This is a genomic window from Pseudomonas sp. GW821-FHT02A11, from assembly GCF_059421985.1.
In genome coordinates, this window is sequence record NZ_JBWKWB010000025.1 from 46515 (window position 1) to 71765 (window position 25251).

Below are 25251 nucleotides of genomic sequence, written 5' to 3' on the forward strand. Positions count from 1 at the left end.
ACAGGTTGTGCATTCACACCCCGCAAAGATTGCTCACCCCGGCTCAGCCTCTTATCATCCGCCCCACCTTCATTCGCACAGAGTCCATCATGACCGAGCAACAACGCCTGGAACTCGAAGCCGCTGCCTTTCGCCGTTTGGTCGCGCACCTGGACAGCCGCAAGGACGTGCAGAACATCGATCTGATGAACCTCTCCGGTTTCTGCCGCAACTGCCTGTCCAAGTGGTACAAGGCCGCCGCCGACGAGAAGCAGATCGACATCAGCCTCGATGACGCCCGCGAAGTGGTTTACGGCATGCCGTACAGCGAGTGGAAATCCCTTTACCAGAAAGAAGCCAGCGCCGATCAGCAAGCGGCGTTCGCCAAGGAAAAGAAGCATGACTGACCTGAACACCCTGCGCGTGAGCCTAGCATCCGGCGAGCACGTTTTCGCCGACACCCTGGCGTTCGTGGCTGCGAACTATGACTACCAGCCGCAAGCCTTCAGCAACGGTCCGGTGGAAAACGCTGCGGGCCAGAATGAAGGCTCGTGCAAGACGCTGGGTCTGGCGAAGCTGGAAGGCCTGAGCGACGAAGAAGCCCTGCTGGCGTTCGGGGAGCACTACCGCTCGGTGGTTGCGACCCCTGAGGGCAACGACCATGGCAACATTCGTGCGCTGATCGCTCACGGGCTGGCGGGTGTGACGTTCAACGCCCCGCCTCTTGCTCGCAAGGACTGATCGCCTCTACGCCGGTATATGCGGCGCGCGCTGGTTCTGTGGGAGCGCGATTGGCCGTGTAGATGACACCTGTGCAGCGTCTGTCCGATTTTTCGCGAATAAATTCGCTCCCACAGTTGGATTCGGGCCTGGCCTGGCCTCGCACTTCGCAGCGACTGCGCATTGCTGTGGGAGCGAATTCATTCGCGATTGGCTGGTACAGCCGATACAGATGTGTCGCCTGATACACCGCATCGCGAATGAATTCGCTCCCACAGGGTTTAACGCCATTCGCCGTGATACCGGCACAAAAAAACCGGCTCAATGAGCCGGTTTTTTATAGCAGCGCCTGATCAGAACGAAGCGTTCGCCAGGCCATCCAGGTAACGCTCGACGTCCAGTGCGGCCATGCAGCCTGCGCCGGCCGAGGTAATCGCCTGGCGGTACACGTGATCAGCCACGTCGCCTGCTGCGAACACGCCATCCACGCTGGTCGCCGTCGCATTACCTTCGCGACCGCCATTGACCACCATGTAGCCGTCTTTGAGTGCCAGCTGGCCTTCGAACAGCGAAGTGTTTGGGGTGTGGCCGATGGCGATGAACACGCCGTCGACTTTGAGCTCCGACGTGCTGCCATCGCTGACGTTCTTCAAACGCGCACCGGTCACGCCCATGTTGTCGCCCAGCACTTCGTCCAGCGTCGAATGCAGCTTGAGCTCGATCTTGCCTTCAGCGACACGCGCGTGCAGCTTGTCGATCAGGATCTTCTCGGCGCGGAATGTGTCGCGCCGGTGAACCAGGGTCACCTTGCTGGCGATGTTGGCCAGGTACAGCGCCTCTTCAACGGCCGTGTTGCCGCCACCGACCACAGCCACCGGCTTGTTGCGGTAGAAGAAACCGTCACAGGTCGCGCAGGCCGATACGCCCTTGCCCATGAACGCCTCTTCCGATGGCAGGCCCAGGTAACGAGCGCTGGCGCCGGTGGCGATGATCAGCGCGTCGCAGGTGTAGGTGCCGCTGTCGCCCTTGAGGCTGAACGGTTTACCCGCCAGATCGACGGCGTTGATGTGATCGAACACGATCTCGGTCTCGAAACGCTCGGCGTGCTCGCGCATACGCTCCATCAGCACCGGGCCGGTGAGGCCATGGGGATCGCCCGGCCAGTTGTCGACTTCGGTGGTAGTGGTCAGTTGACCGCCGGCCTGCATGCCGGTGATCAACAGAGGCTTGAGGTTGGCACGGGCCGCATACACCGCAGCGCTGTAACCGGCAGGGCCGGAGCCGAGAATAATCACTCGGGAATGACGTACATCGGACATGACACACTCCTATCGACCGGCCATCGTTACGGGTGGTCGGAGTTACTGAGATCTGAACCGGCGCACCGGCTTGAATAAAACGGACCCGCGAGCGCACTTGGGGAAGGGTCGACTCGCCAATCCTGAAAACTTGAAGCTGCGGCCGAGGCCGCAGCGACGGTATTACAAGCTCTTGGCGTTCTCGGCCAGGTAGTCGGCAACGCCAGACGCGTCAGCCTTCATGCCTTTTTGACCTGGACGCCAGCCAGCCGGGCAAACTTCGCCGTGCTGTTCGGTGAACTGCAGTGCCTCGACCAGACGTACCATCTCGTCAACGTCACGACCCAGCGGCAGGTTGTTCACTACCTGGTGCTGAACCACGCCATTCTGGTCGATCAGGAACGAACCGCGCAGCGCAACGCCGTCTTCGTGTTCGATACCGTAAGCGCGAGTGATCTCGTGCTTGATGTCGGCAACCATGGTGAACTGGACTTGGCCAATGCCGCCCTTTTCAACCGGGGTGTTGCGCCATGCGGCGTGGGTGAAGTGCGAGTCGACGGAAACGCCAACCACTTCAACGCCCAGATCGCGGAATTTAGCGACGCGGTTGTCGTGCGCGATGATTTCCGACGGGCACACGAACGTGAAGTCCAGAGGCCAGAAGAACAGCACGACATATTTGCCGCGCAGGGACGACAGCTGGAAGCTGTCGACGATCGACCCGTCACCCAGGACTGCCGCTGCTGTGAAATCAGGGGCTTGTTTGTTTACCAGAACGCTCATTAGGACTCCTTCGAGGTTCAAAGTGAATGGGAATAGGTCTAAAAGTTGCCCCCAAGCTTATCGGGGCGGGGAAGATTAAGGAAATATCGTTTCACAATCCAGCTCATAGACCGCACCTATCCCGACAAACGTTTGCACGGTGATCTGTCGATAGACTTTAACCTCGCCAGATTGTTTCGGCGAATGTCATGGCACCTATCCGGCTTCCGCCGCTCTGACAAAGCCGGTAAGGTCGGCGCGTTTTCCACGATTGGAGGCCCCTATGCCCGCACCCACCCTGTCCGGCCCGCAATACCTGCGCGAGGGCCTGAAACTGGTCCTGAGCCCCGGCCTGCGCCTGTTCGTCCTGCTGCCGCTGACCATCAACCTGGTGCTGTTCAGCGCGCTCATCTATTTCGCCGGCCACGAGTTCAGCCTCTGGGTCGACTCGTTCATGCCCACCCTGCCCAGCTGGCTGAGCTTCCTTAATTACATCCTCTGGCCGCTGTTCGTGGTGCTGGTCGTGCTGATGGTGTTCTTCACCTTCACCATGATCGCCAACGTCATCGCCGCGCCCTTCAACGGCTTCCTCTCGGAAAAGGTCGAAGTGGTGCTGCGCGGCACCGACGACTTCCCGGCTTTCAGCTGGGCCGAACTGATCGAAATGATCCCCCGCACCCTGAGCCGCGAAATGCGCAAATTGGGCTACTTCCTGCCCCGCGCCATCGGCCTGTTCATCCTGTCGTGGATTCCCGTGGTCAACATCATCGCCGCGCCGCTGTGGCTGCTGTTCGGCGTCTGGATGATGGCTATCCAGTACATCGACTACCCCGCCGACAACCACAAGATGAGCTGGCAAGACATGCTCGCCTGGCTGCGCGCCAAACGCTGGCAGAGCATGAGCTTTGGCGGGATTGTGTATCTGGTGCTGCTGATTCCGGTGGTCAACATCCTGATGATGCCCGCAGCGGTGGCGGGGGCGACGTTGTTCTGGGTGAGAGAACGGGGAACGGAATCGCTGGCGGAGAAGATTCGCTGAATAAATGAAAGGGCCTCGGATGAGGCCTTTTTTCACGGCTGGGATGTGATGTACATTCCGATGGTCATCCACAACCAGATGAGCATTCCAACGAAGATCCAGATAGCGTTACCCAATGAGTAGCGTTCGTTTGCCTGTCCTTTCGGATCTTTATTTATCAGGTTGATGAATCGTTGAACCCTCAAAACGATCAAGCTCTGGGACAGGAATACTGCCGTCCCTGTCAAAAACTCAAACCAGAATCCGACCGGCGCGGAGTCGAAACCGGCAAACGCCCTGTATAGGCCATAGGTCATTCCGATAATGAAAGGCGCGAAAGGCAGGAAAACATACAGAACTGCACTCACACACCAGTGAGGCATGCCCCTTTCATCCCCGGACTTGCAGGCCCTGTCGATCTTGCAGAACAACGAAGGTACATAGAAGAGCGCGAGAATCGTACGCGCCAACGGCCAAATCGGGCGACCTGAGCGAACTTTGTAGTGTTTCCAGTTCTGGTAGAGCCAGTAAGCGCCGTACAGGCCGTGGGTTAGCAGCATCATCACGATCAGTTTGCGTGGCGCGACCGTGAAAAACTCGGGGTCATCGCTTTTGATTGGCTGTAGATCAGCAGCAGGCGGCGTATAAAAAACCTCAGACACATCGTTCCCTCGGTGAGTAAGTGCCGCGCATCCTACCGATCAAAAAGCGCGTTGAATCAATGCAAAAAAAATCAGGACCATTCCTACAAAAGTCTTCCAAACATCCCACGACCGAGCTGTTCAACCATGGGCTTGCCCACTCCGGGCGCCTTGATCATCGGGAGTGCCATGTCCATGGAAACGAATCGTGTCAATGCTTCGAGTCAGTCCGTCTCTACCCTGCTGAAGACAAAACCCAGGCCAGAACCCAATGCACCGAGATTCATGCAGACGCTCGCCGAGGCGGTGGAAACGGCCACCTCGCAAACACTGAAAGCCGAGCCAGCAAATCTTGCGAAACAGGTCAAAACTCGTTGCCACCTGAATCTCGTCAGTCTCAACTCCGTACAAACTCACTACACGCCTGAGGCAGCAGCGCTGGAACGGGTTGGCAAGTCGCGAATTGTTCCGTTCACAGTCGGTTAAATTCGCTGATCACTCTTGGGAACGCGCTTTTAGTGAGGATGCATCCATGCATATTGAAGCTAATCAAAAAATTGGCGACAGCGGTTATACATCTGCAAACAATAGAGACCATCGTACAAAGCACTCAAACGAGTTTTCGAGCATTCTAGGTCAGGCACTGTTTTCAAAATCTGATTTGACTGATCGAAAAGTGGAACTGGCCCACGTCAGAAACGAAATATTAAGCTTAGCGAAAGACGACGCTAGTGCCGCATCAAGACTCGCTTATGACTACGCTTACAACTCTCTAGGCTCGCCACTATTGGATCTTTCTGATCGCCCTAACATTCGCTACTCCCTAACAGGAGAATTAGTGAATTCTAAAACCCAAGCTTATTTTGAACAAATCAACCAAGCAATACAGAGGCAATGCGATACCCTTTATCGTCAGGAAACATCCAAAGGAACACCTGCCGTGGAAATCCTTGAAAAGATATTCAGCATTCATGACAGCATGCCGCTTCGATTCAGAGAAATGCTTGGTATTTAAGAGAGTTGTCCCCACCACACTTGTGGGGACAACCTATGCTTACATCACCAATTGACGGTGAGCCGGCCTAACAGGCCGGCCACCGGCACCCTACCAGGATCAGACAATTTAAGCTCGTAAAAGAACGGTTGCGACGAATGAAACTGAGTGAAAGCAGCCTTTGAGCCAACTCGTTGTCGGGAAACGTCGATACAACGCGTTGACGTTTGGCACAGATAGACTTGAAGCCCCCTTGGCCAGCCATGCACATTCCAGTTCCAACTTATATTTTTTATAAAACCTTCGCCCACTCCAACCGGGATAGGCATATGGGCGGTATAGACATGATTTTTCGAGTGCAGCGTAGGTAGCTGCACCGTAGAGGTGTAGGTTCCGGCGAACGTGTGAGCCGACAGAGACAAAGCCACGGATATAAAACCTGCACGCAGAGCGATACCGTTCAACTTTTTAAAGTTTTTCATTTTTTCACTTCCTGAACAGACGAACTTATTAATCTCAAGAATGAGATTAAATGGCCTCATCAGTAACTTCTTCGCACAACGAGAAAGATAACTGATAATCCGACGTTATTCAGGAGCGCCTCTGAGTCAACAGGAGAACTACCAGATAAAAAGCTTTCAGAAACTTCTTACGCAGTCATCAGACCAAAAAAGACAAACTGTAGGACGAGCGCTGTTTTGGCATGTACCGTTCTGTTCTTCAAAACGAACTTACAATGTCACAAATCCATCACCCAACCGCCACACAAGCGCAACGCGCGCCTTTGAAACTGGCTGTCATGAGTAAATCCCTGCATATCACGCTGATCACCGAAACCTTCGCTCCCGAAATCAATGGCGTGGCCAATACGCTGAGCCGGTTGTGCGATGGTCTGCGCCTGCGCGGGCATCGGGTTGAGGTGATTCGGCCGCGGCAGAGTGACGATGAATTGCGGGCGGCCGGGGATGATTTGATGCTGTGTCGCGGCTGGCCGATTCCGGGGTATCCGGGGTTGCAGTGGGGGCAGTCGTCGATGCACAAGTTGCTGCGGCGCTGGCAGCGCAATCGGCCGGACGTGCTGTACATCGCCACCGAGGGCCCGCTGGGGCTTTCTGCGTTGCGGGCTGCGCGGCGGCTGCGGATTGCGATCGTCAGTGGCTTTCATACCAACTTTCAGCAGTACACGCGGCAATATGGGCTGGGGTTCGTGACGCGTTTGCTGACCTCGTACCTGCGCTGGTTCCACAACCGTTCGAGCGCCACCCTGGTGCCCAGTGCCAGTCAGAAAACCGAGCTGGAGCGGCGAGGTTTCGAGCGCTTGGAGTTGCTGTCTCGTGGTGTGGACTGCCAACTGTTTCATCCTTCCCGACGTTCGACCTTTCTGCGCGAGACGTGGGGCCTTCTGCCCGACGACACGGCCGTCCTGCATGTAGGACGCCTGGCGGCGGAGAAGAACCTCGGCCTGCTGAAGACCAGTTTTGACAGCCTGGTCAGCGCCTACCCCGAGAAGAAACTCAAGCTGATCATCGTCGGTGACGGCCCGTTGCGCGCAGCGCTGCAAGAACAATTACCGGACGCTATTTTCTGCGGTACGCAACGTGGCGAGGCCTTGGCCACTCATTACGCTTCCGGAGATCTGTTCCTGTTTCCAAGCCTCACCGAAACCTTTGGCAACGTTGTGCTGGAGGCGCTGGCCTCGGGGTTGGGCGTGGTCGCGTATGACGAAGCGGCGGCGGGCCAGCATATTCGTCACGGGCACAACGGCGCCGTGGCGATGCCGGGGGATGAAGAGAGTTTCATCGACGCTGCGCGCTGGATGCTGGAGGACGACGAGACGCTGCGCCGGGTGCGTCTGAATGCGCGACAGCACGCGAGCCGTCAGGGCTGGGCAGGGATTATCGAGGCGTTCGAGTGTTATCTGCGGACTGCCAGTGAGACCCGCGACGGGATCGCTTTAGGGGTGTAACAAAGCTTCCCAGCCGCGGCCCTTCCTGTGGGAGTGAGCTTGCTCAAGAAGAGGTCAGGACATCCACATCAGATGTGGAACCTGTAAGTCAGTCTTCATGAGCCAGCAAACTCCCACATTGCCTCCATGAGCTGAAGGCAAGAGTGCAACCAAAATTACTCCAGTTTACCCAGCGCATCCCGGCTGAACGGCAGGATGTCGTCCTCACGACCGTCGCGCACCTTCACTGCCCAATCCGGATCGACCAGCAATGCACGGCCCACGGCCACCAGATCGAATTCATCATCCCCCAGCCGCTTGAGCAGGTTCTCAAGGCTGGCTGGCTGCGCGACCTTGTCGGTGTTGACCATGAACTGCAGGAACTCGCCGTCCAGTCCGACGCTGCCGACGGTAATGGTCGGTTTGCCGGTCAGCTTGCGTGTCCACCCTGCCAGGTTGAGGTCGGAACCTTCAAATTCCGGCTCCCAGAAACGCCGCGTCGAGCAGTGGAAAATGTCCACGCCTGCGTCAGACAACGGCTTGAGGAATGCGCCCAATTCCTCCGGCGTCTGCACCAGGCGCGCGGTGTAGTCCTGCTGCTTCCACTGGGAGTAACGAAAAATGATCGGGTAATCCGGGCCGACGGCAGCACGCACGGCTTCAATCAGCTCGATGGCAAAACGCGAGCGTTGGGCCAGATCACCGCCGTATTCGTCGGTGCGCTGGTTGGTGCCTTCCCAGAAGAACTGGTCGACGATATAGCCGTGGGCGCCGTGGATTTCCACGCCATCCATGCCGATGGCCTTAGCGTCCTTGGCCGCCTGAGCGAATGCGGCGATGACGTCAGCGATGTCCTGCTTGCTCATGCCGTGAACGACAACGTTGCCGTCCTTGAGCTTTTCAGTCGGGCCGTACGCCGGGACGGTCCCATCCGGCTCAGTGCCCAGGCGGCGTACCGCGCCCACGTGCCAGAGCTGAGGGACGATTTTGCCACCTTCGGCGTGCACCGCCTCGACCACGTTCTTCCAACCCGCCAGCGCCGCTTCGCCGAAGAATTGCGGCACGTTCGGATAACCGTTGGACGCCTTGTGCCCGACCGTAGTGCCTTCGGTGATGATCAGGCCCACGCCTGCAGCCGCGCGACGGCGGTAGTACTCGATCACCTTGGCGTTAGGCACGCCGCCTGGCGAGAACGAGCGGGTCATGGGCGCCATCACCACGCGGGTCGGGAGTTCCAGGCTGCCCATGTGAAAGGGTTTGAACAAGGCTTTGACTGGCATGCAAACATCCTCGGCTACAGGAAAATATTATGAAGGTCATACAGAATGAGCCGACCTAGGCACGATGCAAAGCACTATTGATCTAGCTGATTAAGGTTTAGAAGATAGAACAGGACGGTGAACAGAACCGCGAGGTGAACACTTAACGCCCTGTGGGAGCGAATTCATTCGCGATGCGACGTCGGCTCGATACAGCTCTATCGGGTGTACCGACCTCTCGCGAATGAATTCGCTCCCACAGAGGAGTACCACTGGATTACAGAGAAGGGAACCTGAAAAACGCATCCACAGCATCAATGCAGCGCTTTTTCAATCGCCTGAATCACCGTAGGGTCATCCGGGGTGGTTCGTGGCGAGAAACGCGCGAGCACGCGGCCATCTTGCCCGACGAGAAATTTTTCGAAATTCCAGGTGATGTCCCCTGGGAATTCCGCCCCTTCGCCCGCCAGCATTTGATACAGGCGATGACGATGAGGCCCGTTCACCTCAAGCTTGTCGCCCAACGGAAAGGTCACGCCGTAATTCAGCGAGCAGAATGACTGGATTTCATCCTGGGTACCGGGTTCTTGTCCGGCGAACTGGTTACAGGGCAGCCCGAGAACGCTGAAACCGCGGTCTTTGTACTTTTGATAGAGGTTTTCGAGCGCGGCATATTGTGGCGTGAGGCCACATTTGGAGGCCACGTTGACCACCAGAACCACTTTGCCTTTAAGCGGCGCGAGAGGCAGTTCCTGGCCATCCAGAGCTTTTAATTTCAGGTCGTGAAATATACTCATGACGAAACTCCCCTACTCACCATACCAACACGTTCGACCAAAAAAGGCGCCCTGTCAGGCCGCGAAACCAAACCGATTTTCGCAAAGCCCGCGAGGACGCCTGGCCAGCTAATTGAGCTTAGCAGGACAAATCAGTGATGATGGCCACCTTCGCCATGCACGTGACCGTGAGCGACTTCTTCCTGGCTGGCATCGCGAACCGCGACGACCTTGACCTGGAAGTTCAGGCGCTGACCGGCCAGTGGGTGGTTGCCGTCGACAGTCACGTCGTCGCCGTCCAGATCACGGATGGTGACGATCTGCATCTGGCCGTCCGGAGCGGAAGCGTGGAACTGCATGCCGACTTCGAGCTCATCAACGCCTTCGAACATGCTGCGGTTCAGTGTACTGACCAGTTCGGCCGAGTATTCGCCGTAGGCGTCTTCAGGCTCGATGGCGACTTTCAGCTCATCACCGACGTCCTTGCCTTCCAGTGCCTTTTCCAGACCCGGAATGATGTTACCTGCGCCTTGCAGGTAAACCAGCGGCGCGCCGCCGGCAGAACTGTCGATGACCTCACCAGCGTCGTTGGTCAGGGTATAGTCAATGGAGACAGCCTTGTTGGCGGCGATCGGCATGGGGCAACCTTTTGCAAATAGAGATATGAGCGATCAAGTCTAACCAAGCCCTCGCGCGAAAGCGAACGCAACTCAGACGGACGGCCCCGATTGCGCGACCCCGCATTACCTCAGAACGACACCACGATTACAGGGTTTCGTCAGGACGAAGATGGCCACTGGATCGCCGAGCTCTCCTGCGGCCACACCCAGCACTTGCGCCACCAACCGCCGTGGCAGTCACGCCCCTGGGTACTCGATGCGCAGGCGCGACAGGAAAAAATAGGTCAATCCTTTCGCTGTGGCTGGTGTGCGCAGGCGGCAGATAGCGATAACCTTGTGCCCCGTTGAGACGCTGCGATTGAACAGCGTCCTGTTTGACTCAGGTCCTCCGATTCTGACGGATCAGGCCCCTTGCACGCTCACCTTCGAGAAGCCCGCATGCAGACTTTCTTTATCGCGCCCACAGACTTTGGTGTGGGTTTGACGTCCATCAGCCTGGGGCTGGTGAGAACCCTGGAGCGCGCCGGACTCAAAGTCGGTTTTTTCAAACCCATCGCTCAGCCCCACCCTGGCGATCTGGGCCCTGAGCGCTCGACCGAACTGGTCGCCCGCACCCACGGCCTCAAGCCGCCCAAGCCACTGGGCCTGGCCCATGTCGAGCGCATGCTCGGCGAAGGCCAGCTGGATGAGTTGCTGGAAGAAATCATCACCCTCTATCAGCAAGCCTGCGAAGGCCGCGACGTCGTGATCGTCGAGGGCATGGTGCCGACCCGCAGCGCCAGCTATGCCGCGCGGGTCAACCTGCACATGGCCAAGGCGCTGGACGCCGAAGTCATTCTGGTCTCGGCGCCGGAAAACGAAGTGCTCACCGAACTCTCCGGTCGCGTCGAGTTGCAGGCACAGATGTTCGGCGGCCCGAAAGACCCGAAAGTGCTGGGCGTGATCCTCAACAAGGTACGTACCGACGAGAGCATGGAAGCCTTCTCGGCGCGCCTGAAAGAACACTCGCCCTTGCTGCGCAGTGGCGATTTCCGCCTGCTGGGTTGCATCCCTTTCCAGGCTGATCTCAACGCCCCGCGCACCCGCGACGTAGCGGATTTGCTCGGTGCTCAGGTGATCAACGCCGGCGATTACGAACAGCGGCGCATGTCGAAAATCATCATCTGCGCGCGCACCGTGCTCAACACCCTGCAACTGCTCAAACCGGGCGTGCTGGTGGTGACGCCGGGGGATCGCGACGACATCATCCTGGCCGTGAGTCTGGCAACCCTGAACGGCGTGCCTTTGGCGGGCCTGTTGCTGACCAGCGATACCCTGCCCGACCCGCGCATCATGGATTTGTGCCGTGGCGCACTGCAGGCGGGGCTTCCGGTGTTGTCCGTGAGCACCGGCTCATACGACACCGCCAACCAGCTCAATCAGCTGAACAAGGAAATCCCGATCGACGACCGCGAACGTGCGGAGATCATCACCGATTTCGTCGCCAGCCATCTGGACGCCAACTGGCTGCACCAACGCTGTGGCACGCCGCGCGAAATGCGCCTGTCGCCTGCGGTCTTCCGTTACCAGTTGATTCAGCGCGCCCAGGCGGCCAACAAACGCATCGTGCTGCCCGAAGGCGCCGAGCCGCTCACCGTTCAGGCGGCAGCAATCTGCCAGGCCCGTGGCATCGCCCGTTGCGTGCTGCTGGCCAAGCCTGAAGAAGTCCAGGCCGTGGCCCGTGCTCAAGGCATCGAGTTACCTCCGGGACTGGAAATACTCGATCCGGATGTCATCCGCGAGCGCTACGTGGGCCCGATGGTCGACCTGCGCAAGAACAAAAGCCTCAACGCGCCCATGGCTGAGCAGCAACTGGAAGACCCGGTGGTGATCGGGACCATGATGCTGGCGCTCGATGAAGTCGACGGGCTAGTCTCCGGGGTCATTCACTCCACCGCCAACACCATCCGCCCGGCCCTGCAACTGATCAAGACCGCGCCGGGCTGCACGCTGGTGTCATCGGTGTTTTTCATGTTGTTTCCCGAACAGGTGCTGGTCTACGGCGACTGCATCATGAATCCGCATCCGACCGCGCAGGAACTCGCGGAAATCGCTGTGCAGAGCGCCGATTCGGCCGTCGCGTTTGGCCTGTCGCCGCGCGTGGCGATGATCAGCTATTCCAGCGGCAATTCGGCCAGCGGCGAGGAAGTGGAAAAGGTACGCGAAGCCACGCAACTGGCTCAGGAAACCCAGCGCAGCCTGCTGATCGATGGCCCGCTGCAATACGATGCTGCCGCCAACGAGCACGTGGCCCGACAACTGGCGCCGGACAGCCCGGTTGCCGGTCGCGCCAACGTGTTCGTGTTCCCTGACCTCAACACCGGCAACACCACGTATAAAGCAGTGCAGCGCAGTGCGGACTGCGTGAGCCTGGGCCCGATGCTGCAAGGCCTGCGCAAACCGGTCAACGACCTGCCGCGCGGCGCTCAGGTGGACGACATCGTCTACACCATCGCTCTAACGGCGATTCAGGCCGCGACCTTGCCGCAATAAAACCGTCCTGCAACATCCTTCACTCACAATAACGCCGCCGGGAAATCACCGGCGGCTGTCTTACCTCGGAGTTCGATCCCCCATGGATTTCTTGCCCGCCCCTTTGCGCGGCGTCATCGCCTCGCTGCTGTTGGCGCTCAACACGATTGTCTGCTGCACGCCGCTGTTCATCGTGGCGATCTTCAAACTGTGCCTGCCGTTCCCGGCGACGCAGAAGGTCACCGACTGGCTGATGAGCCACATCCACGAGGCCTGGATCAGCAACAACAACGCCTGGATGAACCTGCTCGGCCACACCCGCTGGCACCTGAGCGGCCTTGAGGGGCTGGATTATCAGCACTCGTACCTGGTGACCAGCAATCACCAGAGCTGGGTCGACATCATGGTCCTGCAGTACGTGCTCAACCGACGTATTCGCCCGCTGAAGTTCTTCCTCAAGCAGGAGCTGATCTGGGTGCCGGTGATCGGTCTGGCGTGGTGGGCGCTGGGCTTTCCGTTCATGAAGCGTTACAGCAAAGCGTACCTGGCCAAACATCCGGAAAAGAAAGGCAAGGACCTTGAGACCACCCGCCGCACCTGCGCAAAGTTTCGCAACAACCCGGTGGGGATTTTCAACTTCGCCGAAGGCACGCGCTTCACCCCGGACAAACACGCTCAGCAACAGTCGCCGTTTCGTTATCTGCTCAAACCCAAGGCAGGCGGTATCGCGTTCGTGCTTGACGCCATGGGCGAGCAGCTGGAATCCATCGTCAACGTGACCATTCACTACCCTGCCGGCCAGCCAGGCTACTGGGATTTGCTGTGCGGGCGTGTGCGTGAAGTGGTCGCGCACTTTGAAGAAGTGCAGATTCCACAGCAGTTCATTGGCAAGAGTTACGACCAGGACGAAGCCTACCGCGCCGAGTTTCAGCAGTGGATCAATCGCCTGTGGGAAGAGAAGGATGCGCTGCTGGGGCAGATGCATGAGCGCTATTCCCGCTGATTGACCTCGCTCGGGGGACGCCCTCGGTGGGAGCGAATTCATTCGCGATGCGATGGTAGGTCCTTCAAATCTCTATCGGATGTACCGGCCTCTCGCGAATGAATTCGCTCCCACAGATGATCGGGCGCTCGCGCAAGGATCGAGGTAGTCCCTGCATGGGGAATGCTCATCTCACGCATACAAAAACCCCGGCACGGAGGCCGGGGTTCTGGGGGGGACTCGATCTTACTGTTGCTGCTGGTACTGCTGGCCAGGAATCGGCTTGAGGTTGACCTCGACGCGGCGGTTTTGGGCACGGCCGTTGACGTCGGCGTTGCTGGCGATCGGCTGATCGGGGCCTGCACCGCGTACCGACAGGTGAGAGGCATCGACGCCCTGGGATGTCAAATAAGTCGCCACGCTTTGAGCGCGCTGTTGCGACAGGTCCATGTTGTGCTGGCGGCTGCCGGTGCTGTCGGTGTAACCGACGATTTCGATCATGTTCTGGTTGTACTGCTTCAGCGAACCCGCCAGGTTGTTCAGCGGTGAATAGAAACTGCTGGCAATCGCCGACGAGTCGGTGGCGAAGGTAATGTTGCCCGGCATCACCAGCTTGATGTTGTCGCCTTCACGCTGGACCTGAACACCGGTGTTGGCCATGCTTGCGCGCAGCGCGGCTTCCTGTTTGTCGGCGTAGTAGCCGTAGCCCGCGGCGCCTGCGCCCACCAATGCGGCGCCGATCAGCGCACCTTTGCCACGGTTGTTGTGATCGATGGCGGCACCGGCGACGGCACCAGCCAGCGCACCCAGACCACCATATTTGGCGGTTTTGCTCACGCCACCGGAATTCTGCGCCTGCCCCTGATTGTCATAAGGATTCTGCGTCGCGCAGCCAGACAGGACGGCGAGCGCGGTGGCAGCGATGATCAAACGGCGAAAGGTAAACATCTAGGAAAGCTCCTGTTTTGCTTTTACGGCCAACCACAGCGGCCGACAATATGCGCGATTAGAGCACGCAGGCGGTCAAAAATTCCTTAACCCGGCCTGAACAATTCACGCTCTGACAAAAGGGTTTTCGCGCATTTCATCCCCCAGCCGCGTGTCCGGCCCGTGCCCTGTTACAACCGTAGCAGCGTCGTCCAGCGTGTACAGCCGCTCCTTGATCGAACGCACGATCGTCGCCTGATCACCGCCCCACAAATCGGTCCGCCCAATGCCACGCCGAAACAGCGTGTCGCCAGCGATCAGCAGCTTGGCATCCTCGAACCAGAAACTCATCGAACCGGGCGTATGACCCGGCGTGTGCAACGCCACTCCGCAACCGCAGGCCAGCTCCTCTTCGTGCTCCAGCCAACGGTCCGGGGACGGAACTGGCACATAAGGCACGCGAAACACCTGACACTGGGTTTCGAGGTTGTCCCACAAAAACTGATCTTCTTTATGCAGATGCAGCGTCGCCCCCGTCTTCTCCTTCAACTGCCCCGACGCCAGGAAATGATCCAGATGCGCATGGGTATGAATGATGCTCACGCACTTGAGGCCATGCGCGTCGAGCTTCGCCAGGATCAGCTCATGATTGCCACCGGGATCGACCACGATCGCCTGTTTGCTGACCGGATCGCCGATGATCGTGCAGTTGCACTGCAACGGGCCGACGGGAAAGGTTTCGCGGATGAGGGCGGGTTTTGGGGTCTGCATGATGATCCTGTGGGTTCGACTACGCCGGGCACCGATAGTAAAGCTTCGCAACGCAAGAATGAAAACATGCCTGCACGCCGATGCCCCTCCCTCACGACAGCACCATGCTCAGCAGTACCAGCGCCAGCAGCCCGATGTACGTCCAGGCATGCAGTTGATCAGGAATACGCCCTACCCATCGCGCGGCCAGACGCATGCCAAACCAGGCGCCCAAGGTGAGAACGGCGAAGGCTGCGAGGTTAACGTAGCCGATGCATCCCGCGCCCAGCCCTGTCGCGTCAGCGCTGCCGGCCAGCATGTAGGTCGCCGTGCCCACCAGTGCCACCGGCAGGCTCAACGGATTGGCCATGGCAGTGGCCTGGCTCATGCTCAGCCCGCTGCGACGCATCAATGGCACGGTCATGACACTGCCGCCCACGCCGAGAAACGTCGCGATAGCCCCGATGACAATGCCGCCCAGGCCTGTCATCCAGCGCCCAGGGCGACGGGGTTCATGCTTGATGCTCTGTAAGATGAATCCCCGCCGACAGAGGCAATCGACAATCGTGACCGCCAGATAAATCACGAAAGCCATGCGCAATGCGTTGCCGCTGACCCATCCGGCAGCCAGCGCACCGACCATCGATCCCACTGCAATGAAACCCGCCAGCGGCCAGAGCCAGCTTTTGATCAGCGTGCCCGTGCGCGCAGACCGGCGGGTACTCAGCGAGGCGTTGACGATCATCACGCAGGTCGAGGTCGCCACGGAAACGTGCATGGCTGACGCCTCGCTCAATGCGCCTGCTGAGCCGTGGGTCAGCACGCCATAGAGAACCGGTACTACGACAAAGCCACCGCCAAAACCGAACAGCACGGTCGTGATCCCGGACAGGCCACCAAACAGCACCAGAAGCAAATAGGTCATCGCACCACATTCCTCTATAGAGATGCCGCGACGATAAGCCTGGCGATCACATCGGGCTTGAGGATTCAGGCCAATCATGTTTGTGTTTCGGCCAGATACTCGGAGCCGCAGCCATGCGCAACATCTCGATTGATACCCTGGACAACACGGCTCGACCGGTCATTGCGATCGGCAACGATTACGCCGATGGCTACCTGCTCAGACGCCACCGTCACCGGCGGGCGCAGCTGTTGTATGGCTCGACAGGCGTGATGAAGGTCGCCACGGAACAGGGCGACTGGGTGGTGCCGCCGCAACAAGCGGTGTGGATCCCCCCGGACGTGGAACACGAGGTGCTGATGCTTGGCGTCAGTACCCGCAGTTTGTACATCGACCCCACTGCCGCGCCGGTTTCCAGGACCGTATGCGAGGTCATCAGCGTGTCTGCGCTGCTGCGTCAATTGCTGATCGAGGCGGTGGAAATGCCGTTGGCCTACGACGTGCAAGGGCGCGACGGCGTGCTGGTCACACTGGCGTTGTTGGAAATCGGCCAGGCCCGAGCGCTGCCGCTGCAAATTCCATTGCCTGATGACGCCCGCTTGCTGGCGCGTTGTCAGGCCTTTCTGCAACACCCTGACATTCATCAATCGCCTCTGGATTGGGCGCGGGAGCTGTTCGTCAGTGAGCGCTCTTTCAGCCGCTTCTTCCGCGAGCAGACGCAGATGAGTTTCGGCCAATGGCGACAACAGGTCTGCGTAGTGCTGGCGTTGTCGCGTTTATCCTCCGGCGATTCCGTGACCCGCATCGCCATGGACTTGGGATACGAAAGCCCGGCAGCGTTTTCCACCATGTTTCGGCGGCTGACGGGATGCACGCCGAGTCGTTATTGCGACGACTGACATCAGGTTTACCCCCTCAACTGAGTGACTTTTCAACTAAGGTCAGAAGGACGGCAATTTATTTTTCGTCCCTATCTTTTTCATCCCATCAGAATCAATCGGTAACCGATTGTTAAAATTGAGGAAGTTGAAAACGCACCAAGTAAGGGCCTGTTTTTCGTTCATATATTTTTCAAAACCTCGCTCATATACTGGCCTTGCGCAACCATCGAAAGGTGAGGCGTTCGAGCAGATAAGATGTCGACTCGATGACCCCGCAAGGCAGCCAAGACAAAAGCCTAACGAGCAGGCGCCATGCTAAGAAAAATTGCAGTTTCCGATCTGACGCTGGGGATGTACATCCACGAATTCTGCCGGCCAAGGCTCCATGATCCCTTCTGGACTCAGCACGTGGAGCGTGAGTTGCGCGACGAAGGGGTGCTGCGTCGCATACAGGAATCCACCCGTGAGGTGTGGATCGACACCGGTCGCGGCAGATGCCCCGACGAGCAGGCGTCGATACTCGACACGGCCTGCTCGGCGGCCCGCGAACTCGATACTGCGTCGACGTCCATGGACGAAGAACTGGCCCGCGCCAGGGCGATCTGCGGTCGGGCCAAGGCCGCTGTCATGACCATGTTTACCGACGCGCGCATGGGCCGCGCCATGAACGCCGGGGATGTCGACCTACTGGTCGAGGAAATCTCCACTTCGGTGATGCGCCATCCCCACGCACTGATCAGCCTCTCGCGCCTGAAGACCTCCGACGAATACACCTACATGCATTCAGTCGCCGTTTGCGCGCTGATGGTGGCCCTCGCGCGGCAAATGGAGCTGAGCGAAGAGCAAGTGCGCGAGGCCGGCGTCGCAGGCCTGATGCACGACGTCGGCAAGATGATGATCCCGCTCACCATCCTCAACAAACCGGATCGCCTGACCTTCGAAGAATACGAGGCCATGAAGTATCACCCGCAGGCCGGCCTCGAAATTCTGCAAGGCAGCGCGCAAGTCACCACAGCGGTGATGGACGTCTGCCTGCATCACCATGAAAAAATGGACGGCAGCGGCTACCCTCACGGCCTCAAGGGCGATGAGATCAGCATCTTCGCCAAGATGGGCGCGATCTGCGATGTGTATGACGCCGTCACTTCCGACCGCCCCTATAAAAAAGGCTGGGATGCTGCGCAATCGATCCGCGAGATGGCCTCCTGGAAAGGCCATTTCGACGAAACGATCTTTCAGCATTTCGTCAAAACCGTCGGCATTTATCCGGTCGGCGCGCTGGTGCGCCTGAAAAGCGAACGCCTGGGCGTGGTCGTGGAACAGGGCGGAAAATCCCTGCTGCACCCCAAAGTGAAAGTCTTCCTCTCAACCCGAACCCGCATACGCCTCGCTCCAAAAGTCATCGACCTGGGCAACAGCCACGAGCAGGACGGCATCGTCAAATTCGAGCTGGCCGAGGATTGGGGTGTGCGAGATGTCGACACGCTATGGGCGGGTGAAGCGGCGCTCTGATCGAAACATCGGCAATTTAATGCCGAGCATCACCTCTTTTATCAGCAGAATCGGCATTTAAATGCCGATTCTGTATTACCCCAACAACCCCAACTCCTGCGCTCGCGCCACGGCCTGGGTTCTGCGTTCGACCCCCAGTTTGCTGTTGATGTGGCTGGCGTGAGTCTTGACGGTGTGCAGAGAGATGAACAACCGTTCGCTGATTTCCTGGTTCGAGCAGCCTTGGGCGATGAGTTGCAGCACGCCCAGTTCGCGGGCGCTGAGGGGGTCGCCGCCAGGGCAGGCGATGGGTTCGCTGACCTCGCGGGCGCAGGGCAGGTCTTTGCCGGTGCCCGGCGGTAACTGGTCGAGCAGGTAGCTCACCAGACGGCAGCGCGGACGCTTGAGCAGTTGTTCGCGCAGCCAGTCGCCGTGCAGGCGAATCACGTTGAGAAACGGCAGGACTGCGCCGCCGGTCGCTGCGAGCAGGCTGCGACTGAGCAGGCTCTGGGCCTGATGTGTGTCGGATCGCTCCAGCGCCAGCAGCAGGTGCTGGGTTGTCGCGTTCAGCCCCAACAAACCTGCACCGACACGCTGGGAATATTCCTCAAGCTGCGTCAGACGTTGAACAGCGTCCTCCGTTCGGCCTTGGATCTTGTCGAGAACGGCGCGCAGCAGTTCGATGTGTTGCGGCATTTGCGGCAGGCACTCGGGGGCCGCAGCGGGATGCTCGCCACCATAGGTTTGCCCCAGCCGCAGCAGCCAGGCGTCGGCCAGATCGATGCGCCCCTGCGCCAGCCAAAGCTCGCATTTGACCAAGGTGATCATCGCCAGGTAATAGATCGGCGGCACGTCCCAGATGTGCATAAGGCGTTCCGCTTCGGCCAGTTGCGCGAAGGCTTCGGCGAAGCGCCCTTCCCGCCCTTCGAGCCCGGCAATCACGCAGTGGCCGATGAGCACGCTGATGTCGCGACAGGCGCGGGCCTCGGTCAGGCCGGCATCGAGCCGCGCACGCCCGGCCTGTGGCTGCAGGCATTGCACGAGCAAATGGCCTTCATACAGCGTCAGCCGCGCGCGCACCGCGTAAAGCCGTTGCGAGGACAGCCCGCTCAGACGTCGCAGCCCCTGACGCACTTCTTCCAGCGAACGCAACGCCTCGCCACGGGCCTGCAAGGTGCGCGCGCGGTCGTAATGGCCGAGGGCTTCGAACAGCGGATTGGCCACCCGCTGAGCCAGTTCCAAAGCGTCGCGATTTAGCGCTCGCGCCCGCCACAGGTCGCCATCGGCAATCGCCAGGTTGGCCAATGTGGACAGACACAGCAGGCGCTGCCCATAGCGTTTTTGCGGAAGGCTGACCAAGGCTTCAGTGCAGAAACGCTGGGCGGTTTCGCTGTCGCCCCGCCCTCGCGCGATGATGCCGCTGAGGGCCAGCCATTGGGCGAGCATGGATTTTTGCGCAGTGGCCGAGGGCGCAGGCAGGAAGCGGCTGAGGTGATTGCCCAACTCCTCGGCGGCATCCAGCTGACAGGCCAGACCCAGCGCCCAGGCGTAGAGCACGATCAAGCGCGGCGTGCTGATGAGCAGGCTGTCGGGCAAGTCCATTTTCCAGCGCAGCAGCATGCCGACGTTCTGCTCGGCCAGCAGCTGTTCCTCGGAGAGGTTCTGCACCAGATTGGCCGCGACGTCGTGGTGCCCGGCACGCAAGGCCTGTTCGATCGCCTCGTCGAGCAATCCCTGCTCGCTGAACCAGCGGCAAGCGTTCAAATGCAAACGCCGTTGCTGCGGCGCCACGTTGCTACCGGCGCGAGCACGCAACAGGTCAGAGAATAAATGGTGATAGCGGAACCAGCGCCCGTGCTCGTCCAGCGGCACCAGAAACACCTGATGGGCCTGCAGGAAACTGAGCATCTCGGTGCTGTCATGGCTGTCGCGAGCGGCATTGCACAGCGCACTGCAAAAGCGCTCCAGGCACGCGGTTTCATAAAGGAAGGCCTGAACGTCGGCGGGCAGGCAGTCGATCACCTCTTCGAGCAGGTAATCGCGGATCAACCCTTCGCCGCCATTGAGTTCCTGGGTCAGCGTGTTGCTCCCCGCTTCTGCGGCCGCCAGTAGCCAGAAACGCAGGCCCGCGACCCAGCCCTCGCTGCGTTGCAGCAGGTTTTTCAGCGCGTCCTCGCTCAATGAACCGCTGTGCTGATCGAGCACGGCCATCGACTCGTCGTCGGTCAGGCGCAGGTCCTGCTCGGACAGCTCGAGCAATTGCCGGGACAAGCGCAAACGCGCCAGATGCCAGTCCGGCCGCTGACGGCTGGTGACCATGACGATCATGCCCGCAGGCAGGTGATTGAGCAGAAATTGCAGGCAACGGTCGAGCACCGGGCCTTGCACGAGGTGATAGTCGTCGAGCACCAGCAACAGCGGCTTGCTCAACATCAGGTGCATGGCCAACTCATCCAGCAGGCCGTCGAGCCACTCCTCAAAAGCAAATGGCTGATGCCGCTGACGCATTTTCAGGAGGCCAAGGGCCTGGTTGCCAAGCTGGGGGAAGAATTGTTGAAGACCGCAAAGAAGACGTTCGAGAAAACGCCCCGGATCGGCGTCGCGCTGGCTCAGACCCAGCCACAGGTTTTGCCATTGATCCGGCAGGCTTTCGCAGAATTCCACGGCCAGTGAGCTTTTGCCGAACCCGGCGGGCGCACTGACCAGCAGCAAACGCCCTGACAGACCCGCGCTCAGGCGTTCGCACAGCCGCGGTCTGGGCACGTAGCCTTCAGGCAAGGGTGGACGAAAGAATCGCCCCTCCAACGCAGTGACTGCGTGATTTGCGAATCCTTGCAAACGCGACAGATCAGTCATGGCCGGCTCTTGTTGGAAGTGCTTGTTATTCGGCGTTCAGATGTCGGGAGACTAGCGGCTATGCCAGCGCTTTTGTAGATTGTTCGACGAAAGACTGTAAGAAAACATATCCAATCAACAGGGCGAATGTTGCTTTATATGTTTGGGCAGGGATCACAGTGGCCAACGGCTAACTGTGGGAGGGAGCTTGCTCACGAAGGGGCCGGTACATTCTTCGCGTGCTCGGCAGCCGTGGGCCAGCATCGTGAGCAAGCTCACTCCCACAGACGGGCCAGATCCGAATAGCGTGTAGCGATTGCCAAAAAACACCCCGACGAATCGGGGTGTTTTCTCTTGCTGCCATGGGGTTCAGCCATAGGGTAAAGCGGCGCAGGACAACGAGTGCTCAGTGGCTGTGATCAACGGTGCACCGCTCTGCGCCAATTCGTTCAGGCCCTCAGCGCACGCCTTCCTGACGCAGGGCGTTAGGCTGGAAGTCGCTGGTGGTGGCCGTGAAGCCGAAGTCGTAGGCACGTTTCTCTTCATTCTTCATGCCCAGTGCCAGATAACGGCCCGATTGCAGGTCGTACAAGGTTTCCACCGCATACCACGGCACTTGCTTGTCGTAGTAGTTCTCGGCGTGGGCCTCGGCTACGCGCCATAGCTGACCACGACCGTCGTAGTGATCGATGACCGCAGCCTGCCAGGTGTCTTCGTCGATGAAGAAGTCACGCTTGGCGTAGATGTGGCGTTGACCCTCCTTCAGCGTGGCGGTCACGTGCCAGACGCGACGCAGTTCATAACGCGCCAGATCCTGGTTGATGTGACCGGCCTTGACGATGTCGGCGTATTTGAGTTTCGGATCGTCGAGCTTGTAGCTGTCAGAGGCGATGTACATCTCTTGCTTGCCGATCAGTTTCCAGTCGTAGCGATCGGGCGCGCCGTTGTACATGTCCAGGTTGTCGGAGGTGCGCAGGCCGTCGGCCGCAGTACCCGGGCCGTCATAGGACACTTGCGGCGCACGGCGCACGCGACGTTGCCCGGCGTTATAGACCCACGCCGCGCGCGGCTCTTTGACCTGGTCGAGGGTTTCGTGAACCAGCAGCACGGAACCTGCCAGACGCGCGGGCGCCGTCACTTCCTGTTTGAAGTAGAACAGGATGTTGCCCGGATTCTGCGGGTTGAAGTCCTTCATCTTGTCGCGGAAGACGAACTGATCCTCGAAGTACACAGGGCTGAAGGAGCCGTTGGTCTGCGGCGTCACCTGCACCACCAGACGTTTCACGCTGCCGCCGCGATAACGGGTGATGTGGTTCCAGATCACTTCAAGGCCGTCCTTCGGAATCGGAAACGGCACTGCGGTTTCGAAGTTCTCCAGACCGTTACCGCCTCCGACGAGCTTGGTGTTGACGGCGTTTTTCTTGATGGCGGCGAAGACATCAGCCGGGACCGTCGCGCCCCGGTGCGAGGGGTAGACCGGCATTTTGAAGGTGTCTGGGTAACGCTTGAACATCGCGTATTGACCCGGTGCCAGGTTGTTCTTGTACTGCTCCACGTTCTGCGCGGTGATCGTGAACAGAGGCTTTTCGTTGGCGTAGGGGTTGGCCAGGAAGCCCTTGCTGTCCACGGCGCCAGCATTGGTCGCCATGGGGGTCCACGCGGGAATGGTGCCAGCAGCGTTACCCGCCTTCTCGGCACCCATTGGCGTCAGCGTAGTGCCCAGCTTGGCGGCATCAGAGTCGGACACCGCAGCCATTACCCCGGTCGCCAACAGTGACAGACCCAGTACACCGACCTGCAACAGACTCTTTGTTATTTTCATTTCCATGGTCGTTCCTTAGAAGTTCATACCGAAGCTGAGGGCCACGAAGTCGCGGTCATCCACTGTGGTGTACTTGCCATCGAAGAAGTTGGTGTAGGAAAGGTTGGCGGTATAGGTGTTCTGATATTCCGCTTCCACACCCAGGCTGACGGCCTTGCGGCCCTCCTCGAAGTTGCCGCCAGGACCTGGCGAATAACCGTCGACGTCGTGAGACCAGGCCACGCTTGGCTTGAGGTTCACACCGGCGAACACGTTGTTGTAGTCCCAGATCGCACGAGCGCGATAACCCCACGAATCGGTGGTGGTGAAGCCATCGTTTTCGCAATAGCGGCTGACGTTATTGAGCGACGAGCCCGCCAGAGTGCTGGTGTTCAGCGCGACGCACTGACCATTGGGCAGCGGGCCCGGGCCATAGCTCGGGTCGCGGCCATAACGCAGCTTGGACGTACTTTCCAGACCGCCGACGTGCGTCCAGCCCACCTCGCCCACCACGGTCAGGCGCTCGGCGCCCATGACCTGATCGAAGAAATGGGTGAAGGTGGTCTGCGCCTGGCTGATCTCTTTGCGGCGATAACCTTTCTGATCGGCGCCCGGGGTGCCTTGCAGCAAGGCAACGCTTGGATTCAACGGAGTCAGGCCGGAGTACAGGATGTCTGTGGTGTTGAGTTGGACAGGCGCGTTCGGGCGATAGCTGATCTCGCCGCTCCACGCGGTGCCGGTCGGCAGCGTGGTAGAGAAGCTCAGACCGAACAGGTGGATGTCTTCCGGATATTCGACGTAGTAGCTGGAGTTGCCCGCCACGACCACGGGCAGCAACGTCGGCGCCAGACTGGTCGCCACGCCCAGAGGTACGCCCCGACCGACCAGACCGCCCACCAGCCCGGCAGCGCTGTAGGCACTGGCCGGACCGCCCTTGCCGCTGAAAATCGGCAAACGGCTGTGGTAGTTCATGTAATAGGCGCCGAACTCGGTGTCCAGCGGCTCGAAGTTGTAGTGCATGGCCAGGCCATACTGACCGCTGTCACGGGCGTCCCGGTCAGGGCCGCGGGCGACGACCGCGCCCTCATCCGGGTTGCCGAAATTCACACCACGCGCCGCCAGCGTCGCCTGCACCGGCGCGCGCAAGGCAGCGGGCAGCGCGGCATTCAAGCTGTTACGGGTCCGCAATACCGCCAGGTTGTTCTGGCAGCCATCGGCGATCACGTCAGGTTGGGAGAAGAACGTGCCGCAGTTGTCGACGACGGTCTGGTCCCACTCCAGTTGGTAGAAGCCTTCCGCCGAAAGGTTTTCGGTGAGGTTCTGCGACAGGTAGAACATGTTGACCGGAATCAGGCCTTCCTTGATTTCCGAGCCAGGACGACGGAATGCCGAAACGTCGACGGGGTTGATGCTGTTGATGCCGCCCTGGATGAAGGTGCTTTCACCCCAGTTGACCACTTGCTTGCCCAGACGTACCGAACCGGGCTCATCGGCAATGGAGTAGTTGTGATAGACGAATGCGTCGAGCAACTGGAACCCGGACGACTTGGCGCCCTCTTTGCGCCCTGAGTCGCTGATATCCTTGAACTCGCGGCCTTCATCCTTGAGCTCAAAGTCGTACCAGTACTTGCCGCGCAGGAACACGCCGGTGTCACCGTACTTCAGTTCCAGATCGTGAATGCCCTTGAAGATCTTCGAAAAGGTTTCCCCACTTTTGAAGTTCAGGTGGCCGTCGTCGGAGGTTTGCGAAAGACCGTGTCCGCCGTTGTTCGAACCGATGAGGTTCTTGTTGGCGTTCTGGGTCGACCAACTCGCACCAATGGAGAGCGAGGAGTCGAAATTACCTTCGATTTCACCGATGTTGAAACTGACGCCGAATGCAGGGCCGGCGAGCGTGGAAGCGAGACTGACAGCCAGAGGCAGTTTCGCCCGGCGCCAGAACAGGTTTGCTGATGTCATCGACGCTACTCCATGTGCTTTTATTTTTATGGCAGTGGGTGCTTCCAGAAACGACTCAGGTGGACTGATCCGCAGTGCCTGGGTGTCAACGCGCGTCGGGCGGCCCATGTGAAGCTGCTAAACGACGTAGCGTTTTTCTCCGGTTCCAACCTACTGCCGACTATAGCCAGCAGGCGCTACTGCTTGATCCCTCTAAAG

Annotated in this window: 24 protein-coding genes; 11 read left to right on the forward strand and 13 right to left on the reverse strand. The window is 59.3% G+C overall.

The annotated features are described in order from the left end of the window. The first annotated feature begins 89 nt into the window (after positions 1-89). Together AC07V9_RS24765 and AC07V9_RS24770 are read left to right on the forward strand one after the other, a co-directional pair. Positions 90-386 (forward strand): DUF1244 domain-containing protein, encoded by a 297-nt coding sequence (locus AC07V9_RS24765; RefSeq protein ID WP_166597198.1) that lies wholly within the window; start codon positions 90-92, stop codon positions 384-386. Then, positions 379-720 carry a HopJ type III effector protein gene (locus tag AC07V9_RS24770; protein WP_495018271.1) on the forward strand — a complete coding sequence of 114 codons (342 nt, stop codon included), beginning with the start codon at positions 379-381 and terminating at the stop codon, positions 718-720. The genes AC07V9_RS24765 and AC07V9_RS24770 overlap by 8 nt, the downstream gene beginning before the upstream one ends. A 332-nt stretch (positions 721-1052) precedes the next feature. On the opposite strand, the gene trxB is transcribed toward AC07V9_RS24770, so the two are convergent. Next, entirely contained in the window at positions 1053-2018 is a 966-nt protein-coding gene (gene trxB / locus AC07V9_RS24775) for a thioredoxin-disulfide reductase (RefSeq protein ID WP_495018272.1), read from the reverse strand. A 162-nt stretch (positions 2019-2180) separates the two neighbouring features. Continuing rightward, on the reverse strand, positions 2181-2780 hold the full coding sequence (locus tag AC07V9_RS24780) for a peroxiredoxin (RefSeq protein ID WP_404633863.1): 600 nt from the start codon (positions 2778-2780) through the stop codon (positions 2181-2183). Between the two features lie 262 nt (positions 2781-3042). Here AC07V9_RS24780 and cysZ point away from each other — a divergent pair, with 262 nt between their 5' ends. After that, positions 3043-3798 (forward strand): sulfate transporter CysZ, encoded by a 756-nt coding sequence (gene cysZ / locus AC07V9_RS24785; protein WP_495018273.1) that lies wholly within the window; start codon positions 3043-3045, stop codon positions 3796-3798. Positions 3799-3830: 32 nt separating this feature from the next. Here cysZ and AC07V9_RS24790 read toward each other — a convergent pair whose 3' ends face one another. Further along, positions 3831-4439: a hypothetical protein gene (locus AC07V9_RS24790; protein ID WP_495018274.1), complete on the reverse strand. Its 609-nt coding sequence runs from the start codon at positions 4437-4439 to the stop codon at positions 3831-3833. Between the two features lie 174 nt (positions 4440-4613). On the opposite strand from AC07V9_RS24790, the gene AC07V9_RS24795 reads away from it, so the two are divergent. Continuing rightward, entirely contained in the window at positions 4614-4904 is a 291-nt protein-coding gene (locus tag AC07V9_RS24795; protein ID WP_495018275.1) for a hypothetical protein, read from the forward strand. A gap of 46 nt (positions 4905-4950) precedes the next feature. Next, positions 4951-5433 carry a hypothetical protein gene (locus AC07V9_RS24800; protein WP_495018276.1) on the forward strand — a complete coding sequence of 161 codons (483 nt, stop codon included), beginning with the start codon at positions 4951-4953 and terminating at the stop codon, positions 5431-5433. 44 nt (positions 5434-5477) lie between these two features. On the opposite strand, the gene AC07V9_RS24805 is transcribed toward AC07V9_RS24800, so the two are convergent. Then, positions 5478-5894 carry a flagellar protein FlhE gene (locus AC07V9_RS24805; RefSeq protein WP_495018277.1) on the reverse strand — a complete coding sequence of 139 codons (417 nt, stop codon included), beginning with the start codon at positions 5892-5894 and terminating at the stop codon, positions 5478-5480. Positions 5895-6211: 317 nt separating this feature from the next. On the opposite strand from AC07V9_RS24805, the gene AC07V9_RS24810 reads away from it, so the two are divergent. Next, positions 6212-7378 carry a glycosyltransferase family 4 protein gene (locus AC07V9_RS24810; protein WP_495018297.1) on the forward strand — a complete coding sequence of 389 codons (1167 nt, stop codon included), beginning with the start codon at positions 6212-6214 and terminating at the stop codon, positions 7376-7378. Between the two features lie 155 nt (positions 7379-7533). Here AC07V9_RS24810 and AC07V9_RS24815 read toward each other — a convergent pair whose 3' ends face one another. The 3 genes from AC07V9_RS24815 to AC07V9_RS24825 all read right to left on the reverse strand — a co-directional run bounded on the left by AC07V9_RS24815 (position 7534) and on the right by AC07V9_RS24825 (position 10030). Then, the gene (locus AC07V9_RS24815; protein WP_495018278.1) at positions 7534-8637 is read right to left on the reverse strand and encodes an NADH:flavin oxidoreductase; all 1104 of its coding nucleotides are present in this window, start codon (positions 8635-8637) and stop codon (positions 7534-7536) included. A 293-nt stretch (positions 8638-8930) separates the two neighbouring features. Next, positions 8931-9413 carry a glutathione peroxidase gene (locus AC07V9_RS24820; protein WP_495018279.1) on the reverse strand — a complete coding sequence of 161 codons (483 nt, stop codon included), beginning with the start codon at positions 9411-9413 and terminating at the stop codon, positions 8931-8933. 131 nt (positions 9414-9544) lie between these two features. Then, a complete protein-coding gene (locus AC07V9_RS24825; RefSeq protein WP_495018280.1) occupies positions 9545-10030 on the reverse strand; it encodes an FKBP-type peptidyl-prolyl cis-trans isomerase in 486 nt (161 codons plus the stop codon). A 90-nt stretch (positions 10031-10120) separates the two neighbouring features. Between AC07V9_RS24825 and AC07V9_RS24830 the strand changes: the two genes are divergently transcribed. The 3 genes from AC07V9_RS24830 (at position 10121) to yihG (ending at position 13526) form a co-directional block, all read left to right on the forward strand. Then, positions 10121-10360, forward strand: coding sequence for a DUF3565 domain-containing protein (locus tag AC07V9_RS24830; protein ID WP_495018281.1), 240 nt, complete (start codon positions 10121-10123; stop codon positions 10358-10360). 90 nt (positions 10361-10450) lie between these two features. Continuing rightward, the gene (pta, locus tag AC07V9_RS24835; RefSeq protein ID WP_495018282.1) at positions 10451-12544 is read left to right on the forward strand and encodes a phosphate acetyltransferase; all 2094 of its coding nucleotides are present in this window, start codon (positions 10451-10453) and stop codon (positions 12542-12544) included. A gap of 82 nt (positions 12545-12626) precedes the next feature. Next, positions 12627-13526, forward strand: a complete 900-nt coding sequence (yihG, locus tag AC07V9_RS24840) for a 1-acylglycerol-3-phosphate O-acyltransferase, YihG family (RefSeq protein WP_495018283.1) — start codon at positions 12627-12629, stop codon at positions 13524-13526. Positions 13527-13751: 225 nt separating this feature from the next. On the opposite strand, the gene AC07V9_RS24845 is transcribed toward yihG, so the two are convergent. From AC07V9_RS24845 to AC07V9_RS24855, 3 genes are all read right to left on the reverse strand, one after another. Beyond that, on the reverse strand, positions 13752-14453 hold the full coding sequence (locus tag AC07V9_RS24845) for a YiaD family glycine zipper/OmpA-like lipoprotein (protein WP_495018284.1): 702 nt from the start codon (positions 14451-14453) through the stop codon (positions 13752-13754). Positions 14454-14558: 105 nt separating this feature from the next. Beyond that, a complete protein-coding gene (locus AC07V9_RS24850) occupies positions 14559-15203 on the reverse strand; it encodes an MBL fold metallo-hydrolase (RefSeq protein ID WP_495018285.1) in 645 nt (214 codons plus the stop codon). A 91-nt stretch (positions 15204-15294) separates the two neighbouring features. Then, positions 15295-16107 carry a sulfite exporter TauE/SafE family protein gene (locus AC07V9_RS24855; protein WP_495018286.1) on the reverse strand — a complete coding sequence of 271 codons (813 nt, stop codon included), beginning with the start codon at positions 16105-16107 and terminating at the stop codon, positions 15295-15297. Between the two features lie 113 nt (positions 16108-16220). On the opposite strand from AC07V9_RS24855, the gene AC07V9_RS24860 reads away from it, so the two are divergent. Together AC07V9_RS24860 and AC07V9_RS24865 are read left to right on the forward strand one after the other, a co-directional pair. Next, positions 16221-16985, forward strand: a complete 765-nt coding sequence (locus tag AC07V9_RS24860; RefSeq protein WP_495018287.1) for an AraC family transcriptional regulator — start codon at positions 16221-16223, stop codon at positions 16983-16985. A gap of 294 nt (positions 16986-17279) precedes the next feature. After that, the gene (locus AC07V9_RS24865; protein WP_495018288.1) at positions 17280-18479 is read left to right on the forward strand and encodes an HD-GYP domain-containing protein; all 1200 of its coding nucleotides are present in this window, start codon (positions 17280-17282) and stop codon (positions 18477-18479) included. Between the two features lie 75 nt (positions 18480-18554). Here the strand turns inward: AC07V9_RS24865 and AC07V9_RS24870 are convergent, their stop codons facing one another. From AC07V9_RS24870 to AC07V9_RS24880, 3 genes are all read right to left on the reverse strand, one after another. Further along, complete coding sequence (locus AC07V9_RS24870; RefSeq protein ID WP_495018289.1) at positions 18555-21314, reverse strand: winged helix-turn-helix domain-containing protein; 2760 nt, start codon at positions 21312-21314, stop codon at positions 18555-18557. Positions 21315-21750: 436 nt separating this feature from the next. Then, positions 21751-23115, reverse strand: a complete 1365-nt coding sequence (locus tag AC07V9_RS24875; protein WP_495018298.1) for a DUF1329 domain-containing protein — start codon at positions 23113-23115, stop codon at positions 21751-21753. A 15-nt stretch (positions 23116-23130) separates the two neighbouring features. Beyond that, complete coding sequence (locus tag AC07V9_RS24880) at positions 23131-25053, reverse strand: DUF1302 domain-containing protein (protein WP_495018290.1); 1923 nt, start codon at positions 25051-25053, stop codon at positions 23131-23133. Positions 25054-25251: the final 198 nt, after the last annotated feature.